This window comes from Ruminococcus sp. OA3 (assembly GCF_022440845.1).
Classification (GTDB): Bacteria; Bacillota; Clostridia; order Lachnospirales; family Lachnospiraceae; genus Ruminococcus_G.
Map to the genome: position 1 here is coordinate 97,062 of NZ_JAKNTO010000001.1, position 25,095 is coordinate 122,156.

The following is a 25,095-nucleotide window of genomic DNA, read 5'->3' on the forward strand; positions in this document are numbered from 1 at the left end:
CAGTTTAACACTTCAAAAGATCTGTGAAAACGTCTTTTTTCCCTTTTTTTAATTATCCTACAAACCGTTCAGTCATTCCTGAATATATGGTATGCAATGTAGGATTGATGACAGTTTTTCCCTATAGTATAATAGAGAAAACGCAATGTTATGTAGTTCAACGTATTGTATGAATAATCACAAGAACAAAATGTATCGGAGGAAAAAAGGAGGAATTTAAATGTTAACAGCAAAACAAAATTTTCTGGAAACGATCAAAGTTGACGGCAAGCCGGACCGCCTGGTAAATCAGTATGAACCATTTGTCCATATTGGCAATGATCCGCTCAGTGTATATACCCGCGGAAACCGTGTACGCGGAACAACAAGCGTAGACAAATGGGGAACGACAATTCTGTTTCCGGAAGATGCCCCAGGACCGATGCCTCACGTAACAGATGAATTGAAAGTATGTCCTGACGTCACAGAATGGCAGAAATATGTAAAAGTACCGGATCTTATCGGGAACTGCAGCCAGGGATGGGAAAACGCTCTCGCAACTGCCGCAGAAGTAGACCGCAACGAAAAACTTGTCATGGGCTTTATGGGAACCGGTATCTTTGAACAGTGCCACTTCCTGATGGGATTTGAAGATACTCTGATGAACTTCCTGCTGGAACCGGAGGCAATGAAAGAGCTTGTTGCCACTGTTGCCGAATATCGTTTCCAGTATGCAAAGCTTATGGTTGATAATCTGAAACCTGATGTTATCCTTTCCCATGACGACTGGGGTGCAAAGCACAGCCTGTTTATGGATCCGGATATCTGGAGAGAATTTTTCAAAGAGCATTACCGTAGAATTTACGGATACATGCGTGAACACGATGTGATTGTCATCCACCATGCAGACTCTTTCCTGGAACCGATCATAGAAGATATGGCAGAGATCGGTATTCAGGTATGGCAGGGTGTACTTCCTGAAAATGACATCCTGGGAATGCAGAAAAAACTGAACGGGAAAATGACTCTGATGGGCGGACTTGATGCGACGATCGACCGCGTCGATTCCACAGACGAGGAAATCCGTGCAAGTGTTCGCAAGGCCTGCGAGACTTATGGCCCTGGCGGACATTTTATCCCCTGCATGACCTATGGTTTATCCGGAACGATTTATCCGCATACTGATGAGGTTATAAAGGATGAGATCGATCAGTACAACAAAGAAACTTACAAATAAGTTATTGTGTAGCAGTCTGATCTGCTGCCTTTCACCTTCCAGGACCGCCATGTGGCGGTCCTTCCCTTTTGCATTTTTATATTGTTTTTGTTATACTGTCAACAGAATCAACTGTTTTTTTACTTTTTATGTACAATCCGCACAAAGAAAGGCTGAATATCCATGCAGAAAAAAGTGTATCCCGATTCAACGCCTCCCGCAGAAGGTTTTTTGCTGAACATGCAGATACTCGCAGACTCTTTGGAAGACCGGTTTGATATGCTGGAATTTTCCCCCGCGGGCAACCGCCCCACATTAAAAAGCGTGCGCCATTACAGAAACGGAACGGCCCCGACAATCGGATATGTCTATATCCTGTGGGCATTTCAGATTAATGAGCGCTTCGCCTCATTACAGGACGTCTCCCTGATCATCATTGGTGAGCCTGGTATGTCCATGCTGTCCGACAGTACATCTTATATTATCTTATCGGAGAACGCCGACATCTCCGATGTATTTGACTATACCACGGATATTTTTCTGCGTTACTCCGCCTGGGACCTGGCGCTCCAGAAAGCTCTGAACAGCGATAATCCCCTCAACGATATGCTGCAGGCCAGCCTCAGTATCTTCCGCAACCCGATGTTTATCCATGATACGGATTTTTATATTCTGGCGTGCCCGAATGTCGTCGAAGGTATGACTGTGTGGAGCCGTGATTCCAGAAACGGCCGGAATATGGTTCCCCTGGAAGTCATCAATGACCTTAAGATCGACCACGAGTATATCCACACGCTGCATACCCAGAGCGCCGATATGTTTTCCGCCAATCAGCGCGGCTACCGCATCCTCTACAACAACCTCTGGAACGGAAACCGGTACGAAGGCCGTGTCCTGGTCAACGAGCTCCAAAGTATCATCAAACCCGGAGACTACCTTGCACTGGAGTATCTGTCCAGCATCGTGCTGGCATGTATTTCGGAGCGCAACGTATTTTGGACCAGTCTCGGCCGGAATGCCGAAGAAATATGCAAGCAGATTCTCAGCCAGACTGTCACTGACGAGCGCGAGATCAGCCACCTGCTGCGCTTTCTGGGATGGGGATATCACGATAAATATATCATTATCAAGCTGGGAACAGAACACTCCAACACCGATTACCGCTTCACCACCAGCACCTTTGGTTACATCGAGTCCCAGGTGGCCGCAAGCCACGCTTTTTTCTATGACCAGAGCATTGTAGTTATCGTCAATCAGACAGTCGGAAAAAACACAACCCCGCAGATCGTCAGCAATATGGCCTGGCTTATACGGGAAGGGCTGTTCAAAATGGGAGTCAGCAATGAAATTTATGACTTCTCACAGATTCACCAGGGATACCGCCAGGCATCTATTGCACTTCAGTATGGCAGCAGAAGCAACAGCATGATCTGGTGTTACGATTTTAAAGATTATGTTCTGGATTACATGTTTGATAAAATATGTGAAGACATACCGTATGAGTATCTCTGCGCTCAGTCTATCCAGCAGCTGGCCCATTACGATGAAAAGCATAACACAAAGCTGAATGAAACACTGGAGACATACCTGCGGCTGGAGCGAAATGTAGTGCAGACCGCCAAAACCCTGTATATCCACCGCAGCACTCTGTTTTACCGACTGGACCGCATTCAGCAGCTGACCAGTCTGGACCTGGACGATCCGCGCATTCGCCTGTATCTGGAAATTTCTTATCAGATGAATAAGTAACCGGAGGCTTTGGAGAAATTTCCTGTGTAATCAAAAAGGCTGGTTTGCTCATGCAAGGAAACATGCAAACCAGTCCTCTTTGACTGCATCAAAAGATACTGCCGGGAGTTTTTATGATATCTTCACAGCCCTGTGCGTCTTAAATGACTCCGCAGCGGCAAACGCCATCTCCGTGGATTTTGTTCCGTCGTATACCGTTACGCCCGGCTTTCTTTCTTCTTTGATGCAGGATATGAATTCTTCCATCTCAAGCTGGTAGGACTCTGCAAATCTGACCGGAAAAGACTCTACGCACTCCTGCACTGCTCCATGTTTATCATAGATGACCGCAAGATTCTTCGCCGGAACAGGGCTGATCCGGATGGAGCCTTCCGTGCCCACGATCTCCGTCTCAATATGATAACCGTGCGGTGCCGTTCTGCCCACGTGAATCTGTCCAAGCGCTCCGTTTTCAAACTCAAACATTGCACATCCTGTCTCACAGTCTCCATTCTCCTCAAACTCCGGATGCTTGAACGTACAGCCAAGTGCATACACTTCTTTTGCATCAGCCCCAAGGAACCAGCGCATGAGATCGATATCATGGATAGCCATGTCAATGTATATTCCGCCGCTTGTACCGCAGAATCTGATAGCGCCTTCCACGAGTGCTTCCGGGTCGATGCCTGTCGCCTTCACCAGATATGGCTTCCCGATCGCACCCTCTTCGATTTTCCTTTTCGCATATGCATAAGACTGGTCATACCGCCGCATAAACCCCAGGAAAAAGACTCTGTCTGAATATCTTTCCACTGCGCGCTCCGCCTGCTTACACTCTCTAATTGTCACACCCAGCGGTTTTTCACAAAAAACGTGCTTACCTGCTGCCAGAGCAGCTTCGATCTGCCAGCAGTGTTCCCCGCTTGTCGTCACGATCGCCACCGCGTCTATATCAGCTTCTTCCAGCATCTCATTAAAATCCGTATACACATCGTTCACGCCAAGTTCCTGTTTCGCATAGTCCAGCTCTGATTTCACGATAGAACACGCCGCTGTCAGAGAAGCCCCGGGGATCCTGTGACACAGATTCTTTGCATGCACTTTTCCAAGACGTCCCAGACCTGCAATTCCCACTTTTATAGTTGACATAATATAATCCTCCTGTTTTCCCTTTACCTGATTCAATTCTTATGGATATCCCCATGTCCTGTCGGATGCGGCGCCTCTTGTGCATCTGATGTGGTTATTATATAATACAGAAAAGCGCTTCACACTATCGTCATTTGCCCAAAAATATACATTTCTTGCCCAGATACACAGGAGGATTTATGGAGAAAATACATGAAGAGGGAATCATCCCAAATGAAAAAGGAATTTTGAAAAGAGATGGTATTTACTTTCATTCACCTTCAGAATTTTCAAAAGAGCATCTGTTTTGTGTGCTTTGGGGAGCTGAAGACATCTGCGACTTCCCCTATCGGGTCAGACGGGAATACTTAAATGCTTTTATGTTTACCAGGATTCTGGAAGGTTCTCTCCACTATGAATACCGCGGAAAAACATTTATTGCCCAGCCTGGCGATATCGTACTCCAGGACTGTAAGCTGTTTAACCACTACTGGGCAGAGGAACGCGTACGTCTGCAGTTTATTCATTTTTCCGGAAGCGTCACACAGGCCTACTGCGACATGCTTTATGAACAATACGGGGCATGTTTCCATAACTTTTCAACTGCGGGACTTCTTTTCGATAATCTGCTCGCCGAGCTTCAGAAATCCTCACCAAATGATCACCAGCTCTCTTTCCTGGTCACAGACCTGTTCCGACAGCTCTCTGTCCCGGAAGACAGGCTGGTGAATCCCTCCATCCAGAAAGCGATGGAATATATGAACAGCTTCTTTTACGAAGAGCTGAGTCTCGCAGATATCTGCAGTCATGTATCACTAAGTCCATACTACTTTTCCCGGCTTTTCAAACGGCATACCTCACAGTCTCCCCATCAGTATCTTCTGGGCCTGCGTCTGAAACACGCAAGGACAATGCTCGCCGAGACCCGGGAATCCATTGAAAACATTGCAGCAGCCTGCGGTTTCGCCAGCACTTCACACTTTATCAGGGCATTCAAAAAAGAAGCCGGCGTTACGCCGGCCTCTTTCAGAAAGCTTTTTGAGTCTCCTCAATAAATGCTACTTGTAGTCCACCCAGACTGCACCATTGTCCGCAGAATGCACGCAGTTTTCCACCCAGCGGACCCCCTCTGCTCCTGCGTGTATATCGGGGTACCAGAACTCAACGGGTTCTCTCCGGTCTGCAGCATCCATGGCACACGCAAATCGGCTGTACAGATTACTCCATGCCTCAAACAGTCCCTCAGGATGCCCGCCTCCGATGCGGTCATCCAAAAGCGCCGAGGGATCCAGATATCCCATGCCGCGTTCCAGAACGCGTACCGGTTCTCCCTGTACTTCCAGCGTCAGTTGGTTGGGATGTTCATCCCACCATTCCAGCGACGCTTTCTCACCGATGACACGGATTTTCTGACCGTGCATGGAGCCGCAGTTCACACAGCAGGACCATACATAGCCAACTGCCCCGTTGTCATACTCCATTACCGTCATGGAATTATCCTCCAGCGGAGCTCTCGACTTCACAAAGGACTGTCTGCTGCACATCAGACGTTTCACCTTCATTTCCGGAAGCATCACCTCAGACAGATACAGTGGATGTGTTCCGAGATCCCCCAGCACATAGGACGGGCCCGCAGTTTTGGGGTCTACCCTCCACTTCGTGGATGCAGTTGTATTTTCCACTGCAGCGTTGTGAAAACCATGTGAAAACTGCATATTGACAATGCGTATTTCCCCCAGGACGCCTTTTTGTATCAGGCGGCGTGCTTCTTCAATCATTTGATGGCCGGCATATCCGTATGTCACCCCTACGACTTTATTCTTTTCTGCTGCCAGCGCCTCCAGTTCCTGTGCTTCCTCTGTCGTAAAGCAGAGAGGTTTTTCACATACAACGTGCAGTCCCGCACGCAGTGCCGCTTTCGTTATTTCGAAATGTGTTCCGTTCGGCGTCGCAACAGAAACCGCCTGGATACCATCCGGGCGCCTGGGCTCCTCATCAAACATGGTCTTATAATCCGGATAGCATCTGTCAGAATCCACATGCAGCATCCTGCCAAAGTCTTTTCCCCGCCCGGGATCAATATCAAAGGCCCCTGCCACCAGTTCAAAATTGAAATCCCTCAGCGCTGCCGAGCGATGGATATAACCGATCTGACTTCCTTTACCGCCGCCTACCATCGCCCAGCGAAGCGGTTTTTCTATTCTTTTTTCACCGTAGTACATGAAATTTACGCCTCCTTTAAATTTTTCAAATATTGTATCCCACACTTTTCAGATAGCTCACACTTTCCCTGACGTCCCTCAGACTCGTGCCGGCATTGCGGGGATCCCGCTCCTGTTCAATGGTTATGTAACCACTGTATCCTATATTTTCCAGTGTCTTCTGAATCTTCGGGTAGTCCAGTACTCCTTTCCCGATCGGACACATCGACCCTTTCGCACACCCCTGGAAAAAACGGATATGTTCTCCCAGAACTTCCCGGTATACAGAATCATTTACATCTTTAAAATGTACATAATCCAGCCGATCCGAGTATTTTTTCAGCCAATCGCACGGGTCCATGCCAGAGTAATATAAATGCCCGGTATCCAGGCACAGGCCTGCCGTCTCATAAGGAATATCCCTCACAACCGCTTCAATCTCGTCTGCAAACTCAATATAACCGCCCGCATGGGGATGGATCACAGGACGCACCCCATATTCTGCCGCCTTCTCACAGATACCTCTTATGTGCCTCACCATAACTGACCACTCCTCCTGTGAAAGGCGCGGTGCCTTCTCCGAATGACCCGCAGCATAATCACGTTCATCGTGTCCCCAGTCCATTACCGTCAGATACGGCGTCGGAAAATGCTGCCCCTCATACCTGGGAAGTACCGGCAATTTCGTTATCAGTGAACATATCTCATCTGTCTGCCAGAGAACATTTTGGTAATTATCCTCATTTAACAGATCGTCAAATATCGTGCCCGCCACAATGGAAAGTCCATTTTTTGTCAGTTCTTCAGTAACTATCCCTGCATCCACCGGCAGATAACCGTACGGCCCCAGCTCAATTGCCCGGTAGCCGGCCTCCCCCGCTTCCTTCAGCACTCTCCGCCACGGAGGGATGTATGGATTTTTCACATCATCCACACCCCAGCAGCATGGAGCCCCGCAAATATTTATCCGCATCGTTTCAAACCTCCTTTGTATACACTTGTTATCTTTTCTTTTTCTAATGTCAATTATAGCTGTTTAAGATTTTTTTACCTTCATGATTTTGTAAATATTTTCACCTTATTCGCTCCATTTTCCGTGTGCCGGGCAGGTTTTTTCAACCGCTACTCCACTATCCTGTCATTGAACCCAAAAAAAGACCGCACGGCAAGATCACAAGCCAACGCAGTCCTTCCTGGATTATTTTATTTATGATTGTCTGTTCGTTCCTTTCATCTCTTCTTTGTAGAGATGCCGGTACCGGATAGGGGTCATGCCTACTGTTTTTGCAAACAGCGTACTAAAGTAATTCGTATTATCATATCCCACCATGGTCGCAATCTGTGTCGCAGAAAAATCGGTCGATATCAGAAGTGTCTGCGCCAGCCCCACACGCCTTCGTATCACATACTGAATCGGTGTCTGTCCGGTACTGTTTTTAAAGATATGTGAGACATATGTAGCCGAATATCCCAGATCCTTTGCAGTCATTTCCAATGTAATATTTTCGGTGAAATGTTGATTCAGATAATCACGGATACGAAGAACGTTCTGTTCTTCCGAGGTCCTCTGGGCAGCCACTGTCGGAAAGCTTTTCAGACGGCTGGTCATGACAATGAACGAAGCACACTGAAGCTGCGCCACAAGACGCCCTTCTTCATCAGCACCCTCAAGCTCATACATCTGTTCACACATTGATCTCAGTATCGGAAACAGGTTGTCTGTCTGCCGTACATACGGTCCGCCCTTTTCTATCAGGTAATTCCGCGGCAGACCTTTTTTCTGAAGATTCGTTATCCCGATGCAGTAGGAACCGATCTCCTGTTCCGAACCCGACACAACCTCATGCAGGTCGCCCTGGTTATAGTAAATCAGGCTCCCTTCCTTCAGAGGATAATGTTTGCCCTCGACCTGGTAAGAACCTTCCCCTCTGTATATCAGAAGAAGTTCGCAGATTGATTCATGGCGGTGAAGCGATCTCAGAACCTTTTTTCGCTCGTATCCCTGTTTGCTGATATAAACCATCGTCGGCAGCTGTCCGCCCTCAAAAACCTCTGCAATTTTCCGATTTGTCTCTGACCAGAACATGCGATATCTCCTTCCTCATACAATTCTCTTCAAAAACCAAAAGAGGTGTCCAGAAAAAGTATACACTTTCCAGACACCTCTTATCAAGAAGGTTTAAGGACAATTTTCACTTTATTTGTCGCCGTTAAATTCTTTGATCGCATCAACCATGGCGATAATGTTTGGAATCGGTGTATTAGCCTGAATATTGTGGATGGTATTACATACGTAACCGCCATCCCTGGAGAAGATATCCAGTCTCTCCAGAACCTGTTCACGTACTTCTTCAGGAGTTCCAAACGGCAGTACCTTCTGTGTATCGACTCCGCCGCCCCAGAATACGATATCTTTTCCATAAGTGTCTTTCAGCTTCCTTGGGTCCATTCCCTCTGCCGAGCACTGCACCGGATTCACTGCGTCAAAGCCGCTCTCGATCAGATATGGAAGGATCGGGAAAATACCTCCGCAGGAATGTTTCAAAGTCTTCCATGTGGTATTCTCATGAACCCAGTCATTCATCTTTTTATAGTAAGGCAGATAGAACTCTTTGAACACTTCCGGATCCATAAACGGCCCTCTCTGTGTTCCGAAATCTGTTCCACAGATAAAAAGAACATCAATGTCAGAGCCAAATGCGTCCCAGTATTTTTTGAAGTTCCGGATCGCAATATCTGTTCCACGTTCAAAAACTTCCTCCACATACTCCGGATACAGAAGCGGGGCCATGTACCATTCGGAAATGTCACGGATTCCCTTCGGGTGTTTCAGGTTCGGTCCCGGAATGTTGTTGGCATCCCCGAGTCCCGAGTAGCACGGTCCAACCTGAATGGCACGTTCGTTCCCTTTCACCTCTTCCAGGACTTTCCTGTGATATGCAATCTGTGCGTCGGATACTTCCATATAGTCAGCTGTGTTGTCGGCTGCATCTGCTTCATCCTCGTCAAATTCCGGCGTACGTGTCAGATTATCAAAATAAAACCCGTTTGCCGGCAGATGTCCGCTCGGTTCTACACTGTCATCACCTTCCGGATATACATAGTAACCGCCGTTTCCATCTTCTTTAACTGTCGCATTGCCGGGAATCAGTACAGCCTCGCCGCGGTATGACCATTCTTTCCAGTCTGTGTTGATATGTCCGTATGTATCGCCGTAGTTGTAGAGTTGCTGCACGTCTACGCCCATGCACTCCTGCAGGTCCGGCTCAACAAATGCTGTCATGGTTGACATATCATTGATCTTCGGCAGGCGCTTTTCCAGCCCATAATAATCTCTCAGTTCTTTCAGCACAACGGCATTGATCATGGAGCAGCTCATGCCTCCAAAATCCACTGCCACCTTGTCAGGCTGTCTGTGTTCAAATGATGCCCTTACTCTCTCTTTTGACGTCATAATCCTTTTCTCCTTTTCCTCAAAGCGTAACTATTCTGCTGCACTTTCTTGTATTTCGTATGCCTTTAATATATACTATATCTTAAGGATTTTCACTGTCCGCGTATGCTGCATAATATTCATTTTGTGCTGAAAGGAGAAGCCATATGGAAATCAAAAAAATTCCTGATGAGGGTCTGATTGCAGGCGAGAAAGGAATCGTTCACAAAAAAGGACCCTATTTCCAGACACCGTCACAATTTGCAAGGAGTCATATGTTCTGCATTCTGTGGGCAAGTGAATACATCTGCACTCCTCCTTACAGGGTACTCCGCCACTACCTTAATTTTTTTATCCTTTTCCACATCCTGGAGGGAGAACTTCTTTTCGAATACCAGGGTCAGAATTTCACAGCGCGACCCGGAGACATTGTTTTGCTGGACTGCCATGTGCGCAATCACTACTGGGCGGAGAAACGGGTAAAATTCCAGTATTTTCATTTCAGCGGCAACATTTCACAGGAATTCTGTGACATGCTTTACGAGCAGCACGGTGCCCTGTTTTCCGGCGCATCTGATGCCGCTCTTCTCTGTAACTACATTCTGAAAGAGCTGAGCGGCAGCCATCCAAATGACCATAAGCTTTCCAGCATGATCTACAGTCTTCTAAGTACCCTTGCCTCTCATGAGGTCAGAATTTCAAGCCCGCCGATCGCAGACGCCCAGCAGTATATCCTGAATCATTTTCACGAACCGCTGATTGTTGAAGATATCGCCCGGCATGCCGCTTTGAGTAAATTTCATTTCTCCAGGCTCTTCAGAGATGAGACAGGATTTTCTCCCCACGAATACCTGTTTAATGTGCGGATGCATCACGCGCGCGAGCTGCTGAGCAACACGGAGGAAACCGTGGACAGCATCGCCGCACAATGCGGTTTTTCCAATACTTCGAATTTTATCCGGGCATTTAAAAAGGACGTCGAAGTGACGCCCGCCATGTTCCGGAAGTTCTTTGATCCTGCCGGTTTCAAGATGTAAAATCGGGGAGGTGCCCGTGAGAGCACTTCCCCTCTATAAAATTGAGCTTTTACTCAGCCGATTTCGCACGTACTACGTCCAGCAGTACCGCCACGATCATGATGATGCCTTCCGCTACCTTCTGCATGTAACCGCTGACATTCATCAGGTCCATCCCGTTCGTCAGCACACCGACTACCAGGATACCGCAGATCATACCGTAGATGCTTCCGATCCCGCCGTTCAGGCTGACACCGCCGATGACACATCCCGTGATCGCCTTCATCTCATATGTCTCTCCCAGCGCAGCATTTCCGGATGCCACACGTGCCGTCAGGATCACCCCCGCTATAGCTGCCATTACGCCTGCGTACAGGTATGTGAACAGCTTGATTCGTCTGGCATTGACACCGGATACAACAGCTGCCTGGGCATTTCCGCCAATCGCGTAGATATGTCTGCCCAGTCTCGTATATTTCATGATATACCATGTGATCACACCAAGGATGATCAGGATGATAACCGGAATCGGCACAATCCCGATGCTGCCTCCTCCGACATTCGTAAACTTCTCGGACAGCCCGCTGATCGGCTTCCCGTTCGCGATATACAGAGCCAGCCCCCGAAGCAGTGTCTGTGTGCCCAGTGTCGCGATGAACGCCGGCATATTGCAGTACGCGATCAGAAAACCATTGACAAAGCCAACTGCCAGACCAACTGCAATTGCAACCAGCAGCGGCAGCCCCACTCCCCGGTCGGTTCCTGTGATCGCCATCGTGGACAGTATCGAGGTAAGCCCGATAACAGATCCCGGTGAGAGGTCAAAATCTCCGCCAATCAAGGTCATCATCGCTCCATAGCCAACGATCGCATAGAACGTCACCTGGCGCACAATATTGATCAGGTTACGATATGTTAAAAACGTATCCGTCATGAACGACAGCAGGATGACCATCAAAAGCAGGATCATCAGCACCCCCGCCTTACCGTATATGTACAGTGCTTTTTCTTTCATTGTCTTATCTTTCATGGAATCTTTCTCCTTTCCCCACGCCCATTTTACTCTGTGATTCCGGATGCATACCGCATGATATTTTCCTGAGTCGCCTCACTGCGCGCCACTTCCCCGGTGATTCTTCCTTCATACATAACCATGATGCGGTCACTCATGCCGATGACTTCCGGCAGTTCCGAGGAAATCAGAATGACTGCCACCCCCTGCTTTGCCAGGCTGCTGATCATCCTGTGTATCTCGGACTTGCTCCCCACGTCAATACCGCGCGTCGGCTCATCCAGAATAATGATATCCGGTTCCATCATCAGCCACCGGGCAATCAGAACTTTCTGTTGGTTCCCCCCACTCAGGTTACCGATAATCTGGCTTGCACCCGGTGTCTTCACCGCATATTTCTCTATCTGCTCCCGGCACAGTTTTTTCTCTTTTGAGATGCTGATCTTTCCGAATCCGCTGATCGCCCTGTCATAGTTGCAGACCATGATATTATCCCCCACGGACAGCGGCAGGAAGCATCCTGTTCCCCTGCGGTCCTCGGTCAAAAAGGCGATCTTATGTTTGAGGGCTTGTTTTGGATTATCAATGTGTACTTTCTGCCCGTCAATTTTCACTGTACCGGTATCCATCTTCCGAATCCCGAACAAGGTTTCCATGACCTCTGTCCGTCCTGCTCCCATCAGACCGGCGAAGCCCAGGATCTCTCCTTTATGAACTCTGAAATTGATATCATGCAGCAGGTCTTTGACGTTCATGCCGGTCACTTCCAGCTTGACCTCGCCAATCTCCGCTTCCTCTTTCGGGAACATGTTGGTGATCTCACGCCCTACCATCAGCTTTACCAATTCTTCCTGGCTGATGTCCTTCACATCATAGGTCCCCACATAGGTACCGTCGCGCATTACTGTGATCTCATCCGATATCTGAAATACTTCATCCATCTTATGTGTGATAAAGATAAAGGCAATGCCTTTTTTCTTCAGGTTATTGACCAGGCGGAATAAATGCTGACACTCCTTTTCCGTAATGGATGAAGTCGGCTCATCCATGATGATCAGTTTGGAGTGATAGGAGATCGCTTTGGCGATCTCGATCATCTGCATTTTTGCCGTAGACAGAGTCCCGACCATCGCGTTGGGATCGATGTCCGTCATCTCCAGCTCTTCAAAAAGTGCCCGTGTATCCTCCGCGATCTTCCTGTGGTCAACCATCAGACCCTTGATCCGGTATGGCTCACGTCCGACGAAAATATTTTCGCAGACCTTCATGGTCTTAATCGGATTTAATTCCTGAAAAATCATTGTAATACCGGAGTGCAGGACATTCGTAATGGAACTGGTGTCCAGATCCTGCCCCTGCCACCTGATGCTTCCTTCTGTCCTTGTATAAACGCCGGTCAAAATCTTCATCAGTGTTGATTTTCCGGCACCATTCTCCCCCATCAGGGCGTGCACCGTGCCCTCCTTTATGGTCAGAGAAACGTCATCCAGGGCTACTACGCCCGGGAAAACCTTCCGAATATGTTCCATCTGTAATAATGGTGTATCGCTCATGTGCCTTCCCCCTAAAAACTAACTGTTCATTTCGTTGTGCTTATTAAAAGGAAGGGAGCAGGAACACTCCCTTCCTCATCTTGACAATTGCTCAGATATGGGTTACTGTGCGGTAACAATCTCAAGGTATTCATCCACCTTATCCGCTGTCACCAACTCATATGGTACATCCACATATTCCTCTACTTCTTCTCCGTTAGCCAGTTTAATCGCAGACACCACGCCCTGGTAACCTTGCTCATAGCCGTTCTGGAACACGGTCATGGACATTTCTCCGCTTTTTATCATATTCAACGCATCCTCTGAGGCATCTATGCCACAGACCAATACGCCTTCCACACCATTCTCTTTCAGTACTTTCGCGGCGCCGATCGCCATCTCGTCATTGTTGGCAATAACTGCGGAAAGCTCAAGTCCGGAGTTCAGCCAGTTCTCCATCTTCTGCATTGCCTCGTCACGCATCCATCCGGCTTCCTGTTCCGATGCGACTTCAATCTTATCATTTGCTGCCATTGCCTCTTTGGCACCTTCTGTTCTCTGAGTGGTGGCCTGCAGTGTCATTTCCCCCATCAGGATACCTACCTGACCACCCTCCGGAAGATTTTCTGCGACAAACTCTCCCTGAAGCTGTCCCGAGTATTTATGGTCAGACCCTACGAATACATCGGAACCCACATTACTTTCAGAGTTTACAACAACGAACGGAATACCAGCCTCCTCACATGCCTGCTTTATCGGTCCGCAGGCATCGGAGTCTACCGGTTTGATGACAACCGCATCCATACCGGCGTTAATTAAGTTTTCCACCTGCTGCAGCTGCTTCGCAGTATCGAACTCTGCATCCTGTATTGTGACCTTCACATTGTTATCCGCCGCCGCTGTCTCAACCCCGCTCGCAACAGTCGCCATAAAGTCACTTAAGTAATCCCCGGAAAATCCGATCTCAATGTCTTCTTTTGCCTCACTGCCCCCTTCCCGGGCAGCTCCCCCCGTCGCCGCCGTGTCATCTGCTTCTTCCGTTTTTCCTCCGCATCCAGCGAGCATTCCTGCCATCATAGCTCCAATCAGTAACCATACAAGTTTCTTTTTCATGAACAACATCCTCCTTTGCCTTTCTCCTGTTAAATCTCTTGCTGATTTATAAAAACATCTCCGTGATGCTTCTAACGCATTCCAAATATTCTTTTATTGCTGTTTGAAAATTAGTGAAATATATAGGTTTTTTGTCATATTTCTCAATTTTTGACGTTTGTTTTTATGATTTTTGTTGATTGTGTATCTCTGTGTTTTATAATATAATAAGTTTATGTAGTTTTCACTAGCTAATACTGCTCTTCAATATACATATATTGCTGCAAGGAGGATTCACAATGTCAATTGAAAAGATTCAGGAAGATGCCGTAATCCCTGTGGAACCGGGAATACTTCAGAAAAAAGGCGGCGGTTTTCACTCGCCGTCACAGTTTGCCCGCCAGAATCTGTTCTGTGTTCTGTGGGGTGACGAGTACATCTGCGACATCCCGTATAAGGTCCGGAGGAGTTATCTGGATACCCTTGTTTTATTCCGTATCGTGGACGGGGAAATGTATTTTGAATACAGGGACAAATCCTTTACTGCAACCTCCGGTGATGTTGTATTTCTTGATGCGCGGTATCCCCATTATTACAAAGCACTCGGACCGCTCCGCCTGCAGACATACATGGTTACCGGAAACTGTTCCCAGGCATACTTTGATATGCTTTACAAACAGCACGGTGTTCACTTTTTAAACCGCGCCAAAACTTCTTTTTTGTTTAATTATCTTCAGAATGAGATTTCCGGCGACTTTCCCAATGACCACAAGCTTTCCTTTCTCGTTCACAATATCTTAAGTGTTCTCACTCTGCAGGAATCTTCCGCCGTGAGTGCACCGGTTGCAAAAGCCCAGGAATACATGCTCAGCCATTACCATGAACCGATCAGTCTGTCTGACATTGCTGATCACGCCTCGCTCAGCCAGTATCATTTCTCGCGTATGTTTAAGAATGAAACCGGCTGCGCTCCATATGAACATCTGACCAGCATCCGGATCCGCCACGCCAAACAGCTGCTGACGGAAACACGGAGCACGATAGAAGTCATTGCAATACAATGCGGCTTTTCCAGCTCCTCGCATTTTATCCGGACCTTTAAAAAAATTACCGGAACCACACCCGCCATGTTCCGCAAATTCTTTGATCCGGAAGGATTTAAACTATAGAGGAGATCAAAATTCTGTCCATTCCCAAGATGTCTTATTGGGCAGAGACACCTGTTACTTTCCAGTGGTTTCATTTTGACGGCAGTTCCAGACAAAAAAAATGAGCCCCCTGCGGTGGCTCTGAGTGTCCGGCAGATAGCCGATGAATGTGGCTTTACCAGCAGCACTCACTTTATCAGGATATTCAAATCAGATAACGGCATTACTCCCCAGATGTTCCGGAAATATTTTGACCCTGCAGGCTTTCGTAACTGAAACCTGCAGGGTACTTCTATCTGACACGAATATATTTGTTCAGATATCAAGCGCTGCGTGATATCCCTGATATACTGCCGTCGTGATTGTGGATGGGCGTACGCAGTCGCCGATCTGTGCAATATAAGGTGCCGTTCCGAGAAGGCTGTCCGCTGATTCCCTTCGCGCGCGCTGACCGGCTGCACAGATCACCGTTTTCCCCGAAATCAGTTCTTCCTTCCCTTCAGGATTCAGGCAGATGATACCGTCTGTCGTCACACGCAGCCCACGGTATCCCGTACAGAGTCTTACGTTTTTATCTGCCAGTTCCGTCAGAAGAATGGGTCGATGCCTGATATTTGCATCTACTGCAACATCATCCCGCATCTCCACCACTGTCACCCGCTTTCCTTCCTGCGCCAGATGAATGGCGGCCTCACAGCCTGCCAGTCCGCCTCCGAGTATGACAACCTCATCTTTCACCTTATCCCGCTCCATGTAATAGTCATTGACAACGATGACATTGCTGCCGTCTATCCCTTCCACCGGGGGGATCAGAGGTGCGGAACCCACCGCAATGATCAGTGCATCCACGTTCTCCCGTTCCACATATTCCCGGGTCACTTCAGTGTTAAGACGAATCTCGGCACCTGCATCAAGAGCCAGTTTCTCGAGGGTAAGTCCCAGTTCGTACATCTCACGCTTAAACGGGATTGCCTCTTCTCCTTTCAGAATTCCACCTGTCCGCCCCTCCTTTTCGCAAAGGATGACTTCATGGCCTCTCTGCGCAGCTGTCAGCGCTGCTTTCAGACCGCCGGGGCCTCCTCCCGCCACCAGAACTTTTTTCTTCTTCGCTGCGGGCAGTATTTCCATGCCATCCAGTTCACGCCCGATCAGCGGATTGACAGTACACCGTCTCGTTGAAGTAACCGCGCGTTCCGCCATGCAGGTAAAACACCGCAGGCATTTAACAATGTCTTCCTCCCTGTTTGCCATCACTTTTCGGGGAAGCTCATGATCTGCAAGCAGAGCCCTCGCCATCTCCACCACATCGGCCTTCCCGGAAGCTATGATCTCTTCCATCATTGCCGGGTCATTCAGACCTCCCAGCGTTGCCACAGGCACGCTTACATGCTTCTTGATCTCCTCCGCAAGATAAACATTGCAGCCATGTGGCCGGAACATCGACGGGTGCGTCTCTGAGAACCCCCGCTGATATGTCCCGGCTGATATGTGCAGAAGGTCCACGCGGCTCTCCAGCTGTTTTGCGATCCCGACACCCTCTTCCAGATCATAACCGCCCTCGAACAACTCCGAACCACTCATTCTGAACTCGATCGGGAAGCCCGGTCCGACCGCTTCGCGCACACTGTCGAGGACCTCTTTCGCAAATCGTACCCGGTTTTCGAGAGATCCGCCGTATTCATCTGTTCTGTGGTTGAAGTATGGTGACAGAAACTGATTAATCAGCCATCCGTGACCGCCGTGTACCATTACCATCTCAAATCCTGCCCGTTTTGCCAGCGCTGCACAGTTTCCATAGGCAGCCGCAATTTCCGCAAGCTGTTCCTTCGTCAGTTCTTTCACTTCCAGTCCATCTGACCGTACACCGGCACTCGGACCATACTGCGCCAGACCTTTCTTTTTGTCCTTGTCGGTCAGATATGTACCGGCATACTGCCCCGAATGAGACAGCTCCACGCTGGCAACTGCGCCATGTCTGCGGATCGCATCCGCTGTGTATGTAAATCCGGACAGTGAGCCCGGTGTCGTCAGATCCAGGTGAAAGGCATGTGAACCATCCGTTTCCGGATGCACCATACATTCACTGACCGTGACTGCTCCCGCCCCGCCTTTGGCTCTGAGTTCATAAAACCCCGTGGATCCTCTCCCGATACAGCAGTCCGCCGTAATATCCGTGCCTCCCATGGGCGCAGAGAACATACGGTTTCTGAAAATGACATTTCCCAGTCTTATCGGTTTACATAAATTTGGATATTTATAATTCATCGTTTTCCTCCTGTACCGCAATTGCTGCGGCCCAACTCAGGGACAGATGTAAGTTTTCTTTCAGCCTCTTCTTCCCCGGTGTCCTGTGTTCTGTACTTAAGCATAACAAAAAAAGGCGGCGCGGACTATCAATAATCCTTTGCCACCTTACAACGATCTGTTAGATACTGCTGAAATCCCCTTACATTTGGATACAGGGAACTCTTCTTATTCCATATCTGATAAATATCCCATGTGATCTGTTCACGAAGGGGAATGACCCTCACTCCATCCATTCGGAAATTCACTGTGGAAAAATCGATCACCACACCGATGCCGGCATGCCCCTTACAGAGCTGATAGAGAAAGCTGCTGTCCACTGTCTTTGCTGCAATGTCCGGTTCAAATCCTTTTGCCCTGCAGATGTCGCAGAATGTATGGAAAATCTCAAACTGTTCGTTCAAAATGAGGATACGCTCTGTCCGCAGCTCATCAATACTGATCTCTCTGTGTTCATACAGCGAATGTCCCTGGTAGACGATCAGCCTGACAGCACGGCTCGCCAGCTTCATCTCCTGCACTTCCGCAAACCGGGTATGTCCAACAACAATCCCTACCTCCGCCTGCATGGAGGCTATTTTCTCTTTCACTTCCTGATTGGACTCCTCCATCCACTCGACTTCAATGTCCGGATGACCCTGGATAAAGTCCGTCACCAGTTCAAACGAGAGTGCGTTCAGTACTCCCCTTGCACACGCCAGTCTAAGTGTGTTGTCCTTTACCCTCAGCTGGTAGATCCCATGCCGGATCTCCTCATACTGCCGAATGATTTCCTCCGCTTTCTCATACAGAAAAACTGCACTTTCCGTAGGCCGGACTCCCTTCTTGCTGCGTTCAAACAGAGTCGTTTTAAGCTCCTCCTCCAGCTTCAAGATGATCTTGCTCAGCCCCTGGGAAGAGATAAAGAGTTTTCCGGCTGCACGGTTGATGCTCCTCTCCTCATAAACAACATGAAAATACTGCAAATCCTTAATATCCATCTGTCTATATCTGACCCGTCTCTCTTTTAAACTTATCTACATAGGCATCCTGAAGTTTCTTCAGGAGCTCAGGTGCCCTGCCCCCAACAGTCCGGCCGTCCAGCTTCGATACTCTGTTACACAGTGCACCGGAACTGCAGACAATGATCTCATCTGCCTCACATAGCTGTTTTAGTGAAAATGCCTCTTCGCTTACCGGAATCAAAAGCTCTTTTGCCAGCTGCAGCAGATGCGCTCTGGTAATCCCCGGCAAGATCAGCCGGTCAAGGGGAGGCGTACACAGCACACCATCCTTCAGCATCAGAATACTACTGCGTGAGCATTCCGTCACACGCCCGCCTCTGTGAAACACAGCCTCCTGGCATCCCACTTCTTTTGCCCTCTGTGATGCGATCACGTTCGGCAGCAGATTCAGTGATTTAATATGGCAGTGATAGAACCTGGTGTCTTCCAGAGATATGATCTGAAGTTCCTGACCAACAGGACACATACTTGCCGGCCGGGCATATGCCAGCAGACTCGCAGTTCCCTTTGTTTCCGGAAATGCATGTTCGCGCAGCGCAAGTCCACGTGAAGTCTGCCAGTACAGCAAACCTTCGTCATCGTCCAGCTCACTGACCAGCCCCATCAAAATCCCCTTCAGAGTTTTCGCATCATATGGAAATTCGATCTCCAGCAACCTGCAGCTGTGACAGAATCTCTCAATATGCTCATCCAGTGCAAAAGGAATCCGGTTGACAATCCTTGTTGCATCATAACAGCCGTCGCCGAAATACAGCGCCCTGTCTGTCATCGGTACTTTCAGTGCTTCAATTCTGTCTCTCTCACCGTTGTAGTAGCCAATATCTTTCATCCGGCGTCCTCCTTTTATTTTCTCCTTTCATGATACTTTATCCTCAGACAAATGTAAAGATAAGCCTTTACGCCTGCCTCCGGAAAATGGTATAGTATAGGTAGCAGCAATTGTTCAGAGCAGTTCAGCTTACTCCCCCCTGAGCAGTTACGTAAAATAAAATGATTGAGGTAAGTATATGGAAACCGATTTAAAATTTGCCATACTGATTGATGCAGATAATATATCCGATAAATACATTAAGATTATTCTGGAAGAAACCGCAAACAGCGGAGTCGCAACCTACAAAAGAATCTACGGTGACTGGACAAGCCCCCAGCTGGCATCCTGGAAGTCTGTACTTTTAGACAATTCCATCATTCCGATGCAGCAGTACAGCTATACTTCCGGAAAGAACGCAACAGACTGCGCGATGATCATCGATGCCATGGACATTCTTTACTCGGGAACCGTGGACGGATTCTGCATCGCGTCTTCGGACAGTGATTTTACCCGGCTCGTAGCCCGGCTCAGAGAATCGGGTATGCAGGTCATCGGTATGGGCGAGAGCAAAACGCCGAAACCTTTTATAGCTGCATGCAACCAGTTCAAATATCTGGATCTTCTCTTCTCCAATCAGCAGAAAAAAGAAAAGAAAGCCGCCGCTGAACGCCCTATGATAAAAGAAATAAAAACCACTGTAAAAGAAAAGAGCAGAACCAGCAAAAAAGAAACCGCATCACCGCCGCCGGAAGACATACAGCCTCAGTCTGACCTGGACATTATCAAGCAGACGATTGCTGCGATTGTAGAGAAATTTTCGGACGAGGACGGGTGGATTTTCTCCGGAAAACTGGGCGACCAGCTTTCAAAGCGTCTTCCTGATTTTGATGTTCGTAATTTCGGCTACGCCAAGCTGACCCCCTTCGTGAAATCTCTGGGAGATTATGAGATCAATCGGATCTCTACCGGCAGTCACCAGCAGCAGATATACTTTAAAGCGAAATGAGTACCTTTTCCCCCTTTTTCTCATACGATAAAGAAAAAGGGGTTTTTTATGCCTTATCAATCTTTCGTACCCGTCACCGGTATTATACGGGAAATCACATCAATGACAGGAGAGTGCTGCAACCGCATGATATCCATAATGTCATCCAGCGGCATTACCAACTTTATCGTAGCACCGGAAACTTTTGTCGTGGGCTGCACGAGGCTCCGGCCCGGAATGCGCGTAGCCGCTTTTTATGACAGTGACCTGCCTGTTCCCCTGATCTTCCCCCCGCAGTACCGAGCCGAGATGATAACCGTACTCAGACCGAATGAAAATATTAAACTGGACTACTTTGACAAAGACCTGACTTCATCAGATAAATCATTGAGCCTGAATATCAGCCGCTCTACTAATGTGACCACCGTTAACGGCCAGCGCTTTGAATGTTCTCCCGGAGGCCACATCCTGCTTGTGTATTATTTCAACACTACCAGGAGCATCCCTGCTCAGACTACACCTGAAAAGATTATTGTATTTTGTTAAAATAGTGATATACTTTTAATATCCCCCGGTTCCGGAAGGAGTGCGGTTCTGCCCGTACAGCCGGTGTCCGGTCTCACATTGATCATCCCGGGAACACACGGCTGCCGGAGGATATTTTATCAAAAGGATACTCACCATTTACCATCGGAACAGGAGGGTCAACAGATGGATACTAATAAAAAAGAGCAGTTATTAAAGCTCATCGAGAAAGACTGTACACTGGGCTGCAAAGAACTTGCGGTCATGCTTGACGAATCCGAACAGAAGATTAGGGCTACTGTGGACAAGTTGAAAAAAGATCATGTGATCTGCGGATACCGCGCGCTGATCAACTGGGACAAGGTGCGCGAAGATGACGTGGAAGCCCTCGTTGAACTGAGAGTGACTCCCCACGGCGGCGACGGATATCAGCGGCTGGCCGATGAGATCAAGGGGTACCCCCAGGTCGAAACCCTGTACCTGATGTCCGGTTCCTACGATTTTCTGGTCATGGTCAAGGGCCGAAATTTAAAAGAAATCTCCATGTTTGTCAATTCAAAGCTCGCATCAATTGAAGAAGTGCAGAGCACGACTACACATTTTACGCTGACAAAATATAAAGAACTGGGTGTTGACCTGGAGGCCGGAAAACCAGACCAGAGGATGGTGGTGACACCATGAAAGAACTGTTGTCCAAACGTGTCATTTCCCTTGCCCCTTCCGGAATCCGCAGGTTTTTTGATATTGTATCTGACATCCCCGACGCGGTCTCTCTGGGCGTGGGGGAACCTGATTTTGACACCCCCTGGCATATCCGCGAGGAGGGTATCCGCACACTGAAAGACGGTAAAACCTTCTATTCATCCAATGCGGGAACGCCGGAGCTCCGCCGTGCGATCAGTGATTATCTGAAACGCAGCCTTTTGAATACCTACGACTGGCAGCATGAGATCCTTGTGACAGTCGGCGGAAGCGAAGCGATTGATATTGCACTGCGCACCATCCTGAACGATGGCGACGAGGTCATCTGCCCTGAACCGTGCTTCGTCTCCTACATACCGTGCATCATCATGGCAAACGGTGTGCCGGTGAGAATTCCGCTCCGCGCGGAAAATGAATTTCGCCTGACCAGGGCTGAACTTGAAGCCGCTGTCACATCGAAGACAAAGGCTCTGCTGATCTCTTTTCCCAATAACCCGACGGGCGCTGTCATGGGCAGAAGCGATCTGGAGGCTGTCGCCGAAGTAGCCAGGGAGCATAATCTGATCGTGATATCCGACGAGATCTACAGTGAACTGACCTACGGCGGACCTCATACAAGTATCGCCTCTCTTTCGGGTATGCGTGACCGCACCATCGTAATCAATGGCTTTTCAAAGGCGTATGCGATGACAGGATGGCGGCTTGGATATGCCGCGGCCAATCACGAGATCATGGAACAGATGCTCAAACTTCACCAGTTTGCCATCATGTGTGCACCGACGGTCAGCCAGTATGCTGCAGTGGCGGCGCTTACAAACGGTGATGAGGATGTTGCAGAAATGCGTATTTCTTACAACCAGCGGCGGAACTATCTGCACCATGAACTTCAGCGGCTGAACCTTCCCTGCTTTAAACCGCAGGGAGCCTTTTATATGTTCCCCTGTATCAGGGAATTCGGGATGACGAGCGAAGAATTTGCACTGAAGCTGCTGGAAACCGAAAAACTTGCCGTTGTTCCGGGAAGCGCATTCGGCGAGAGCGGGGAAGGCTATCTGCGGCTTTCCTATGCATATTCTATACAGGAATTAAAAGAAGCTGTAAACCGGCTGGAAAATTTCATCACGCGGCTCCGCGGATGATCTGATCGTCTCTTACAGGAAAAGGCGTGAAACCTGCTGATCACTCAGCGGGCTTCACGCCTTTTCCTGAGGTATAATGGCCACCACCGAAAAGACGCCTCCCGCGTGGGAAATCTTCAGATTCCCCCCGTATTTCCCCACGATATCACGGACCTTCCCGATGCCCAGCCCATGCTGCCGCCGGTCACTCTTGGTTGTGCGATATTCCCCATGACAGAATCGGATTTCATTTACATAAGGGTTCTCCAGCTGAAAGCTGAAATACCCCCCGCCTGTCCGGGCGCGCAGTTCCATTCTGCGTTCCTGAGAATCATTGATCTGGATACATGCTTCGATCGCATTGTCCAGTGTGTTAGCAAATAAGGAGCAGACATCCACCTCATCCATAGAGACTTCTTCCCCCAGATCGATATTAAAAAACGTATCGATTCCCAGTTCCTCCGCTTTCTGATACTTACTGCCAAGTACCGCATTGATCAGGCTGTTCTTACAGAACATCCGGTTTGTCCCCGCGGCGACAGCAGACAACTCTGCAAAGTATGCCCTGGCTTTTTCCGTTTCATTTCGCTCCAGAAGGGCATCCACGGCGGCGAGGTGGTTGTTCATATCGTGACGCAGCCTTCTGATCTCTTTCTGGTTATGTTCCAGCTCCCGGTAATACTCCTGTTCCTGATGCAGGTTTTCATTTTCCAGCAGGACTTTTGTATTGTCTATCATATAGGTGATGAGGTATAAAATGCCCAGATTAGAAATGAGACTGATGACAGCGATCCCTATGCTGAAAGCTTCCTCGGCTTCAGAGGTTATGATAATGACATACCCCGTGACAAACAGAGGCATCAGTGACACGGCGTCCAGCATTGCCCATATACGTTCTGTAAGGTAATTGCCAGCCATGCGTATTTTCTCATAAAATATTTTGTAAATACCCAGCCAGACCAGCAGACACATCAATGCATTTACGCAGATTTCAGCATACCAGCCGGCAGACGGATATGTACTGTATTCAATGATAACCGCATACGGTACCAGAAAATTGACTGCAACAACCAGCGGATAGAGAATCAGGACAGCAGACAGTTTTTTTATCAGTCTTCCCCTGAACCCTGTCAGCACCACGATCAGATACCAGATACCTGCGTACGTAATATTTACTATGTCCCCATAAAAAATGACGATACTCGAAACTGGAATCAGAGATAAGGCGATCAGTATTTTCAGCCAGAGATAATTTCTGATCTCCACAAACGCCCCTGTCATGCGCATAAATACGGCAGCTGTCCCCAGCATCAGCATAAAATGTACCAGCCGGGCTACTGCTTCTATTGTTTCCATTCTCTTTTGCTCCCTTCTATTTTAGCATCCTCTTCGCGAAAGCAATCAGGAATTCCTGTCTGTGTGCCCTGCTCACCGGAAGTATCTCTGTCCCAACCAGCGCCGAATTGTCCTTCGTCTCCATGACCTGATTCATATTGACCAGGTATCTCTGATGGATGCGCTGGAAATAAGCCGGCAGTTCTTTTTGAAGCTCGTCCAGTTTTCCATAGAATGTCTTCTTATCTGATTTTGTCACGGCAGTGATCTTGCGCCGGTCACTGTAGAAGTAAAGGACTTCCCGCAGGTTCTGGCGGTAACTTCCGCTTCCCGTCGGGATCAGATAGTATTCCGCCTCACGGTCCGCAATCTCTCTGAGAGCCGCATCCGCCACTTCCCTGATCTTCTTCTCTTTATACGGCTTCAGTATATAATGAAATGCATGCACTTCATATCCCTGGAACACGAAGTCAGGATATGCCGTCACAAAGATCAGGACTGTCTGCACCCCAAGGCCCCGGAGCTTCCTGGCAGTCTCCATTCCGCTCATTCCATTCATCTCAATGTCCAGAAAAATCAGGTCAAAACTGTTTTTACGGCAGGCAGTGCAGAGCTCTTCTCCCGATGCAAATTCATAGAATTCATGCGCCTCCGCCTTAAGCTGGAGATGCAGGGTCAGGATCTCCCGCAGCACGCTTCTCTGCCCTTTTTCATCATCACACACGGCAATCTGTATCACATCCTCACCTCCTCCTTCTGTCATGTTCCTCATTCTATCACATTCTTCTTCAGTTAAAAAGCGCCGGAACCAAACGTTACAATATTT

At 48.4% G+C, this 25,095-nt stretch carries 22 protein-coding genes; 9 read left to right on the forward strand and 13 right to left on the reverse strand.

Annotated elements, in window-relative coordinates:
* Positions 1-220 precede the first annotated feature (220 nt).
* Together MCG98_RS00495 and MCG98_RS00500 are read left to right on the forward strand one after the other, a co-directional pair.
* Entirely contained in the window at positions 221-1,216 is a 996-nt protein-coding gene (locus tag MCG98_RS00495) for a uroporphyrinogen decarboxylase family protein (protein WP_240299920.1), read from the forward strand.
* Positions 1,217-1,378: 162 nt separating this feature from the next.
* Positions 1,379-2,944, forward strand: coding sequence for a helix-turn-helix domain-containing protein (locus MCG98_RS00500; RefSeq protein WP_240299921.1), 1,566 nt, complete (start codon positions 1,379-1,381; stop codon positions 2,942-2,944).
* Between the two features lie 111 nt (positions 2,945-3,055).
* Here the strand turns inward: MCG98_RS00500 and MCG98_RS00505 are convergent, their stop codons facing one another.
* Positions 3,056-4,072, reverse strand: a complete 1,017-nt coding sequence (locus MCG98_RS00505; protein WP_240299922.1) for a Gfo/Idh/MocA family oxidoreductase — start codon at positions 4,070-4,072, stop codon at positions 3,056-3,058.
* Between the two features lie 179 nt (positions 4,073-4,251).
* Here MCG98_RS00505 and MCG98_RS00510 point away from each other — a divergent pair, with 179 nt between their 5' ends.
* Positions 4,252-5,106 carry an AraC family transcriptional regulator gene (locus tag MCG98_RS00510; RefSeq protein WP_240299923.1) on the forward strand — a complete coding sequence of 285 codons (855 nt, stop codon included), beginning with the start codon at positions 4,252-4,254 and terminating at the stop codon, positions 5,104-5,106.
* A gap of 3 nt (positions 5,107-5,109) precedes the next feature.
* On the opposite strand, the gene MCG98_RS00515 is transcribed toward MCG98_RS00510, so the two are convergent.
* From MCG98_RS00515 to MCG98_RS00530, 4 genes are all read right to left on the reverse strand, one after another.
* Positions 5,110-6,273 (reverse strand): Gfo/Idh/MocA family oxidoreductase, encoded by a 1,164-nt coding sequence (locus MCG98_RS00515; RefSeq protein WP_240299924.1) that lies wholly within the window; start codon positions 6,271-6,273, stop codon positions 5,110-5,112.
* Positions 6,274-6,298: 25 nt separating this feature from the next.
* On the reverse strand, positions 6,299-7,225 hold the full coding sequence (locus tag MCG98_RS00520) for a TIM barrel protein (protein WP_240299925.1): 927 nt from the start codon (positions 7,223-7,225) through the stop codon (positions 6,299-6,301).
* 234 nt (positions 7,226-7,459) lie between these two features.
* Positions 7,460-8,338 carry a helix-turn-helix domain-containing protein gene (locus tag MCG98_RS00525; protein WP_240299926.1) on the reverse strand — a complete coding sequence of 293 codons (879 nt, stop codon included), beginning with the start codon at positions 8,336-8,338 and terminating at the stop codon, positions 7,460-7,462.
* A gap of 111 nt (positions 8,339-8,449) precedes the next feature.
* Positions 8,450-9,706 (reverse strand): uroporphyrinogen decarboxylase family protein, encoded by a 1,257-nt coding sequence (locus tag MCG98_RS00530; protein WP_240299927.1) that lies wholly within the window; start codon positions 9,704-9,706, stop codon positions 8,450-8,452.
* A 146-nt stretch (positions 9,707-9,852) separates the two neighbouring features.
* Between MCG98_RS00530 and MCG98_RS00535 the strand changes: the two genes are divergently transcribed.
* Complete coding sequence (locus MCG98_RS00535; protein WP_240299928.1) at positions 9,853-10,722, forward strand: AraC family transcriptional regulator; 870 nt, start codon at positions 9,853-9,855, stop codon at positions 10,720-10,722.
* Between the two features lie 49 nt (positions 10,723-10,771).
* On the opposite strand, the gene MCG98_RS00540 is transcribed toward MCG98_RS00535, so the two are convergent.
* The 3 genes from MCG98_RS00540 to MCG98_RS00550 all read right to left on the reverse strand — a co-directional run bounded on the left by MCG98_RS00540 (position 10,772) and on the right by MCG98_RS00550 (position 14,358).
* Positions 10,772-11,731, reverse strand: a complete 960-nt coding sequence (locus tag MCG98_RS00540; RefSeq protein WP_240299929.1) for an ABC transporter permease — start codon at positions 11,729-11,731, stop codon at positions 10,772-10,774.
* A 29-nt stretch (positions 11,732-11,760) separates the two neighbouring features.
* On the reverse strand, positions 11,761-13,266 hold the full coding sequence (locus tag MCG98_RS00545) for a sugar ABC transporter ATP-binding protein (RefSeq protein WP_240299930.1): 1,506 nt from the start codon (positions 13,264-13,266) through the stop codon (positions 11,761-11,763).
* 102 nt (positions 13,267-13,368) lie between these two features.
* Positions 13,369-14,358, reverse strand: a complete 990-nt coding sequence (locus MCG98_RS00550; protein WP_240299931.1) for a substrate-binding domain-containing protein — start codon at positions 14,356-14,358, stop codon at positions 13,369-13,371.
* A gap of 278 nt (positions 14,359-14,636) precedes the next feature.
* Between MCG98_RS00550 and MCG98_RS00555 the strand changes: the two genes are divergently transcribed.
* Positions 14,637-15,506, forward strand: coding sequence for an AraC family transcriptional regulator (locus MCG98_RS00555; RefSeq protein WP_240299932.1), 870 nt, complete (start codon positions 14,637-14,639; stop codon positions 15,504-15,506).
* A gap of 294 nt (positions 15,507-15,800) precedes the next feature.
* Here the strand turns inward: MCG98_RS00555 and MCG98_RS00560 are convergent, their stop codons facing one another.
* The 3 genes from MCG98_RS00560 to MCG98_RS00570 form a co-directional block, all read right to left on the reverse strand.
* A complete protein-coding gene (locus MCG98_RS00560; RefSeq protein WP_240299933.1) occupies positions 15,801-17,750 on the reverse strand; it encodes an FAD-dependent oxidoreductase in 1,950 nt (649 codons plus the stop codon).
* A gap of 128 nt (positions 17,751-17,878) precedes the next feature.
* Positions 17,879-18,769, reverse strand: coding sequence for a LysR family transcriptional regulator (locus tag MCG98_RS00565; RefSeq protein ID WP_240299934.1), 891 nt, complete (start codon positions 18,767-18,769; stop codon positions 17,879-17,881).
* A 4-nt stretch (positions 18,770-18,773) separates the two neighbouring features.
* Positions 18,774-19,622, reverse strand: a complete 849-nt coding sequence (locus tag MCG98_RS00570) for an aminotransferase class IV (RefSeq protein ID WP_240299935.1) — start codon at positions 19,620-19,622, stop codon at positions 18,774-18,776.
* A 178-nt stretch (positions 19,623-19,800) separates the two neighbouring features.
* On the opposite strand from MCG98_RS00570, the gene MCG98_RS00575 reads away from it, so the two are divergent.
* The 4 genes from MCG98_RS00575 to MCG98_RS00590 all read left to right on the forward strand — a co-directional run bounded on the left by MCG98_RS00575 (position 19,801) and on the right by MCG98_RS00590 (position 22,955).
* Positions 19,801-20,610 carry an NYN domain-containing protein gene (locus tag MCG98_RS00575; RefSeq protein WP_240299936.1) on the forward strand — a complete coding sequence of 270 codons (810 nt, stop codon included), beginning with the start codon at positions 19,801-19,803 and terminating at the stop codon, positions 20,608-20,610.
* 48 nt (positions 20,611-20,658) lie between these two features.
* Positions 20,659-21,135, forward strand: a complete 477-nt coding sequence (locus MCG98_RS00580; protein WP_240299937.1) for a hypothetical protein — start codon at positions 20,659-20,661, stop codon at positions 21,133-21,135.
* A gap of 165 nt (positions 21,136-21,300) precedes the next feature.
* Positions 21,301-21,795 (forward strand): Lrp/AsnC family transcriptional regulator, encoded by a 495-nt coding sequence (locus MCG98_RS00585; protein WP_240299938.1) that lies wholly within the window; start codon positions 21,301-21,303, stop codon positions 21,793-21,795.
* Positions 21,792-22,955 (forward strand): aminotransferase class I/II-fold pyridoxal phosphate-dependent enzyme, encoded by a 1,164-nt coding sequence (locus tag MCG98_RS00590; protein WP_240299939.1) that lies wholly within the window; start codon positions 21,792-21,794, stop codon positions 22,953-22,955. The genes MCG98_RS00585 and MCG98_RS00590 overlap by 4 nt, the downstream gene beginning before the upstream one ends.
* Positions 22,956-23,009: 54 nt before the next feature.
* On the opposite strand, the gene MCG98_RS00595 is transcribed toward MCG98_RS00590, so the two are convergent.
* Positions 23,010-24,290, reverse strand: coding sequence for a sensor histidine kinase (locus MCG98_RS00595; protein ID WP_240299940.1), 1,281 nt, complete (start codon positions 24,288-24,290; stop codon positions 23,010-23,012).
* Positions 24,291-24,306: 16 nt separating this feature from the next.
* On the reverse strand, positions 24,307-25,032 hold the full coding sequence (locus MCG98_RS00600) for a LytTR family DNA-binding domain-containing protein (RefSeq protein WP_240299941.1): 726 nt from the start codon (positions 25,030-25,032) through the stop codon (positions 24,307-24,309).
* Between the last annotated feature and the right edge of the window lie 63 nt (positions 25,033-25,095).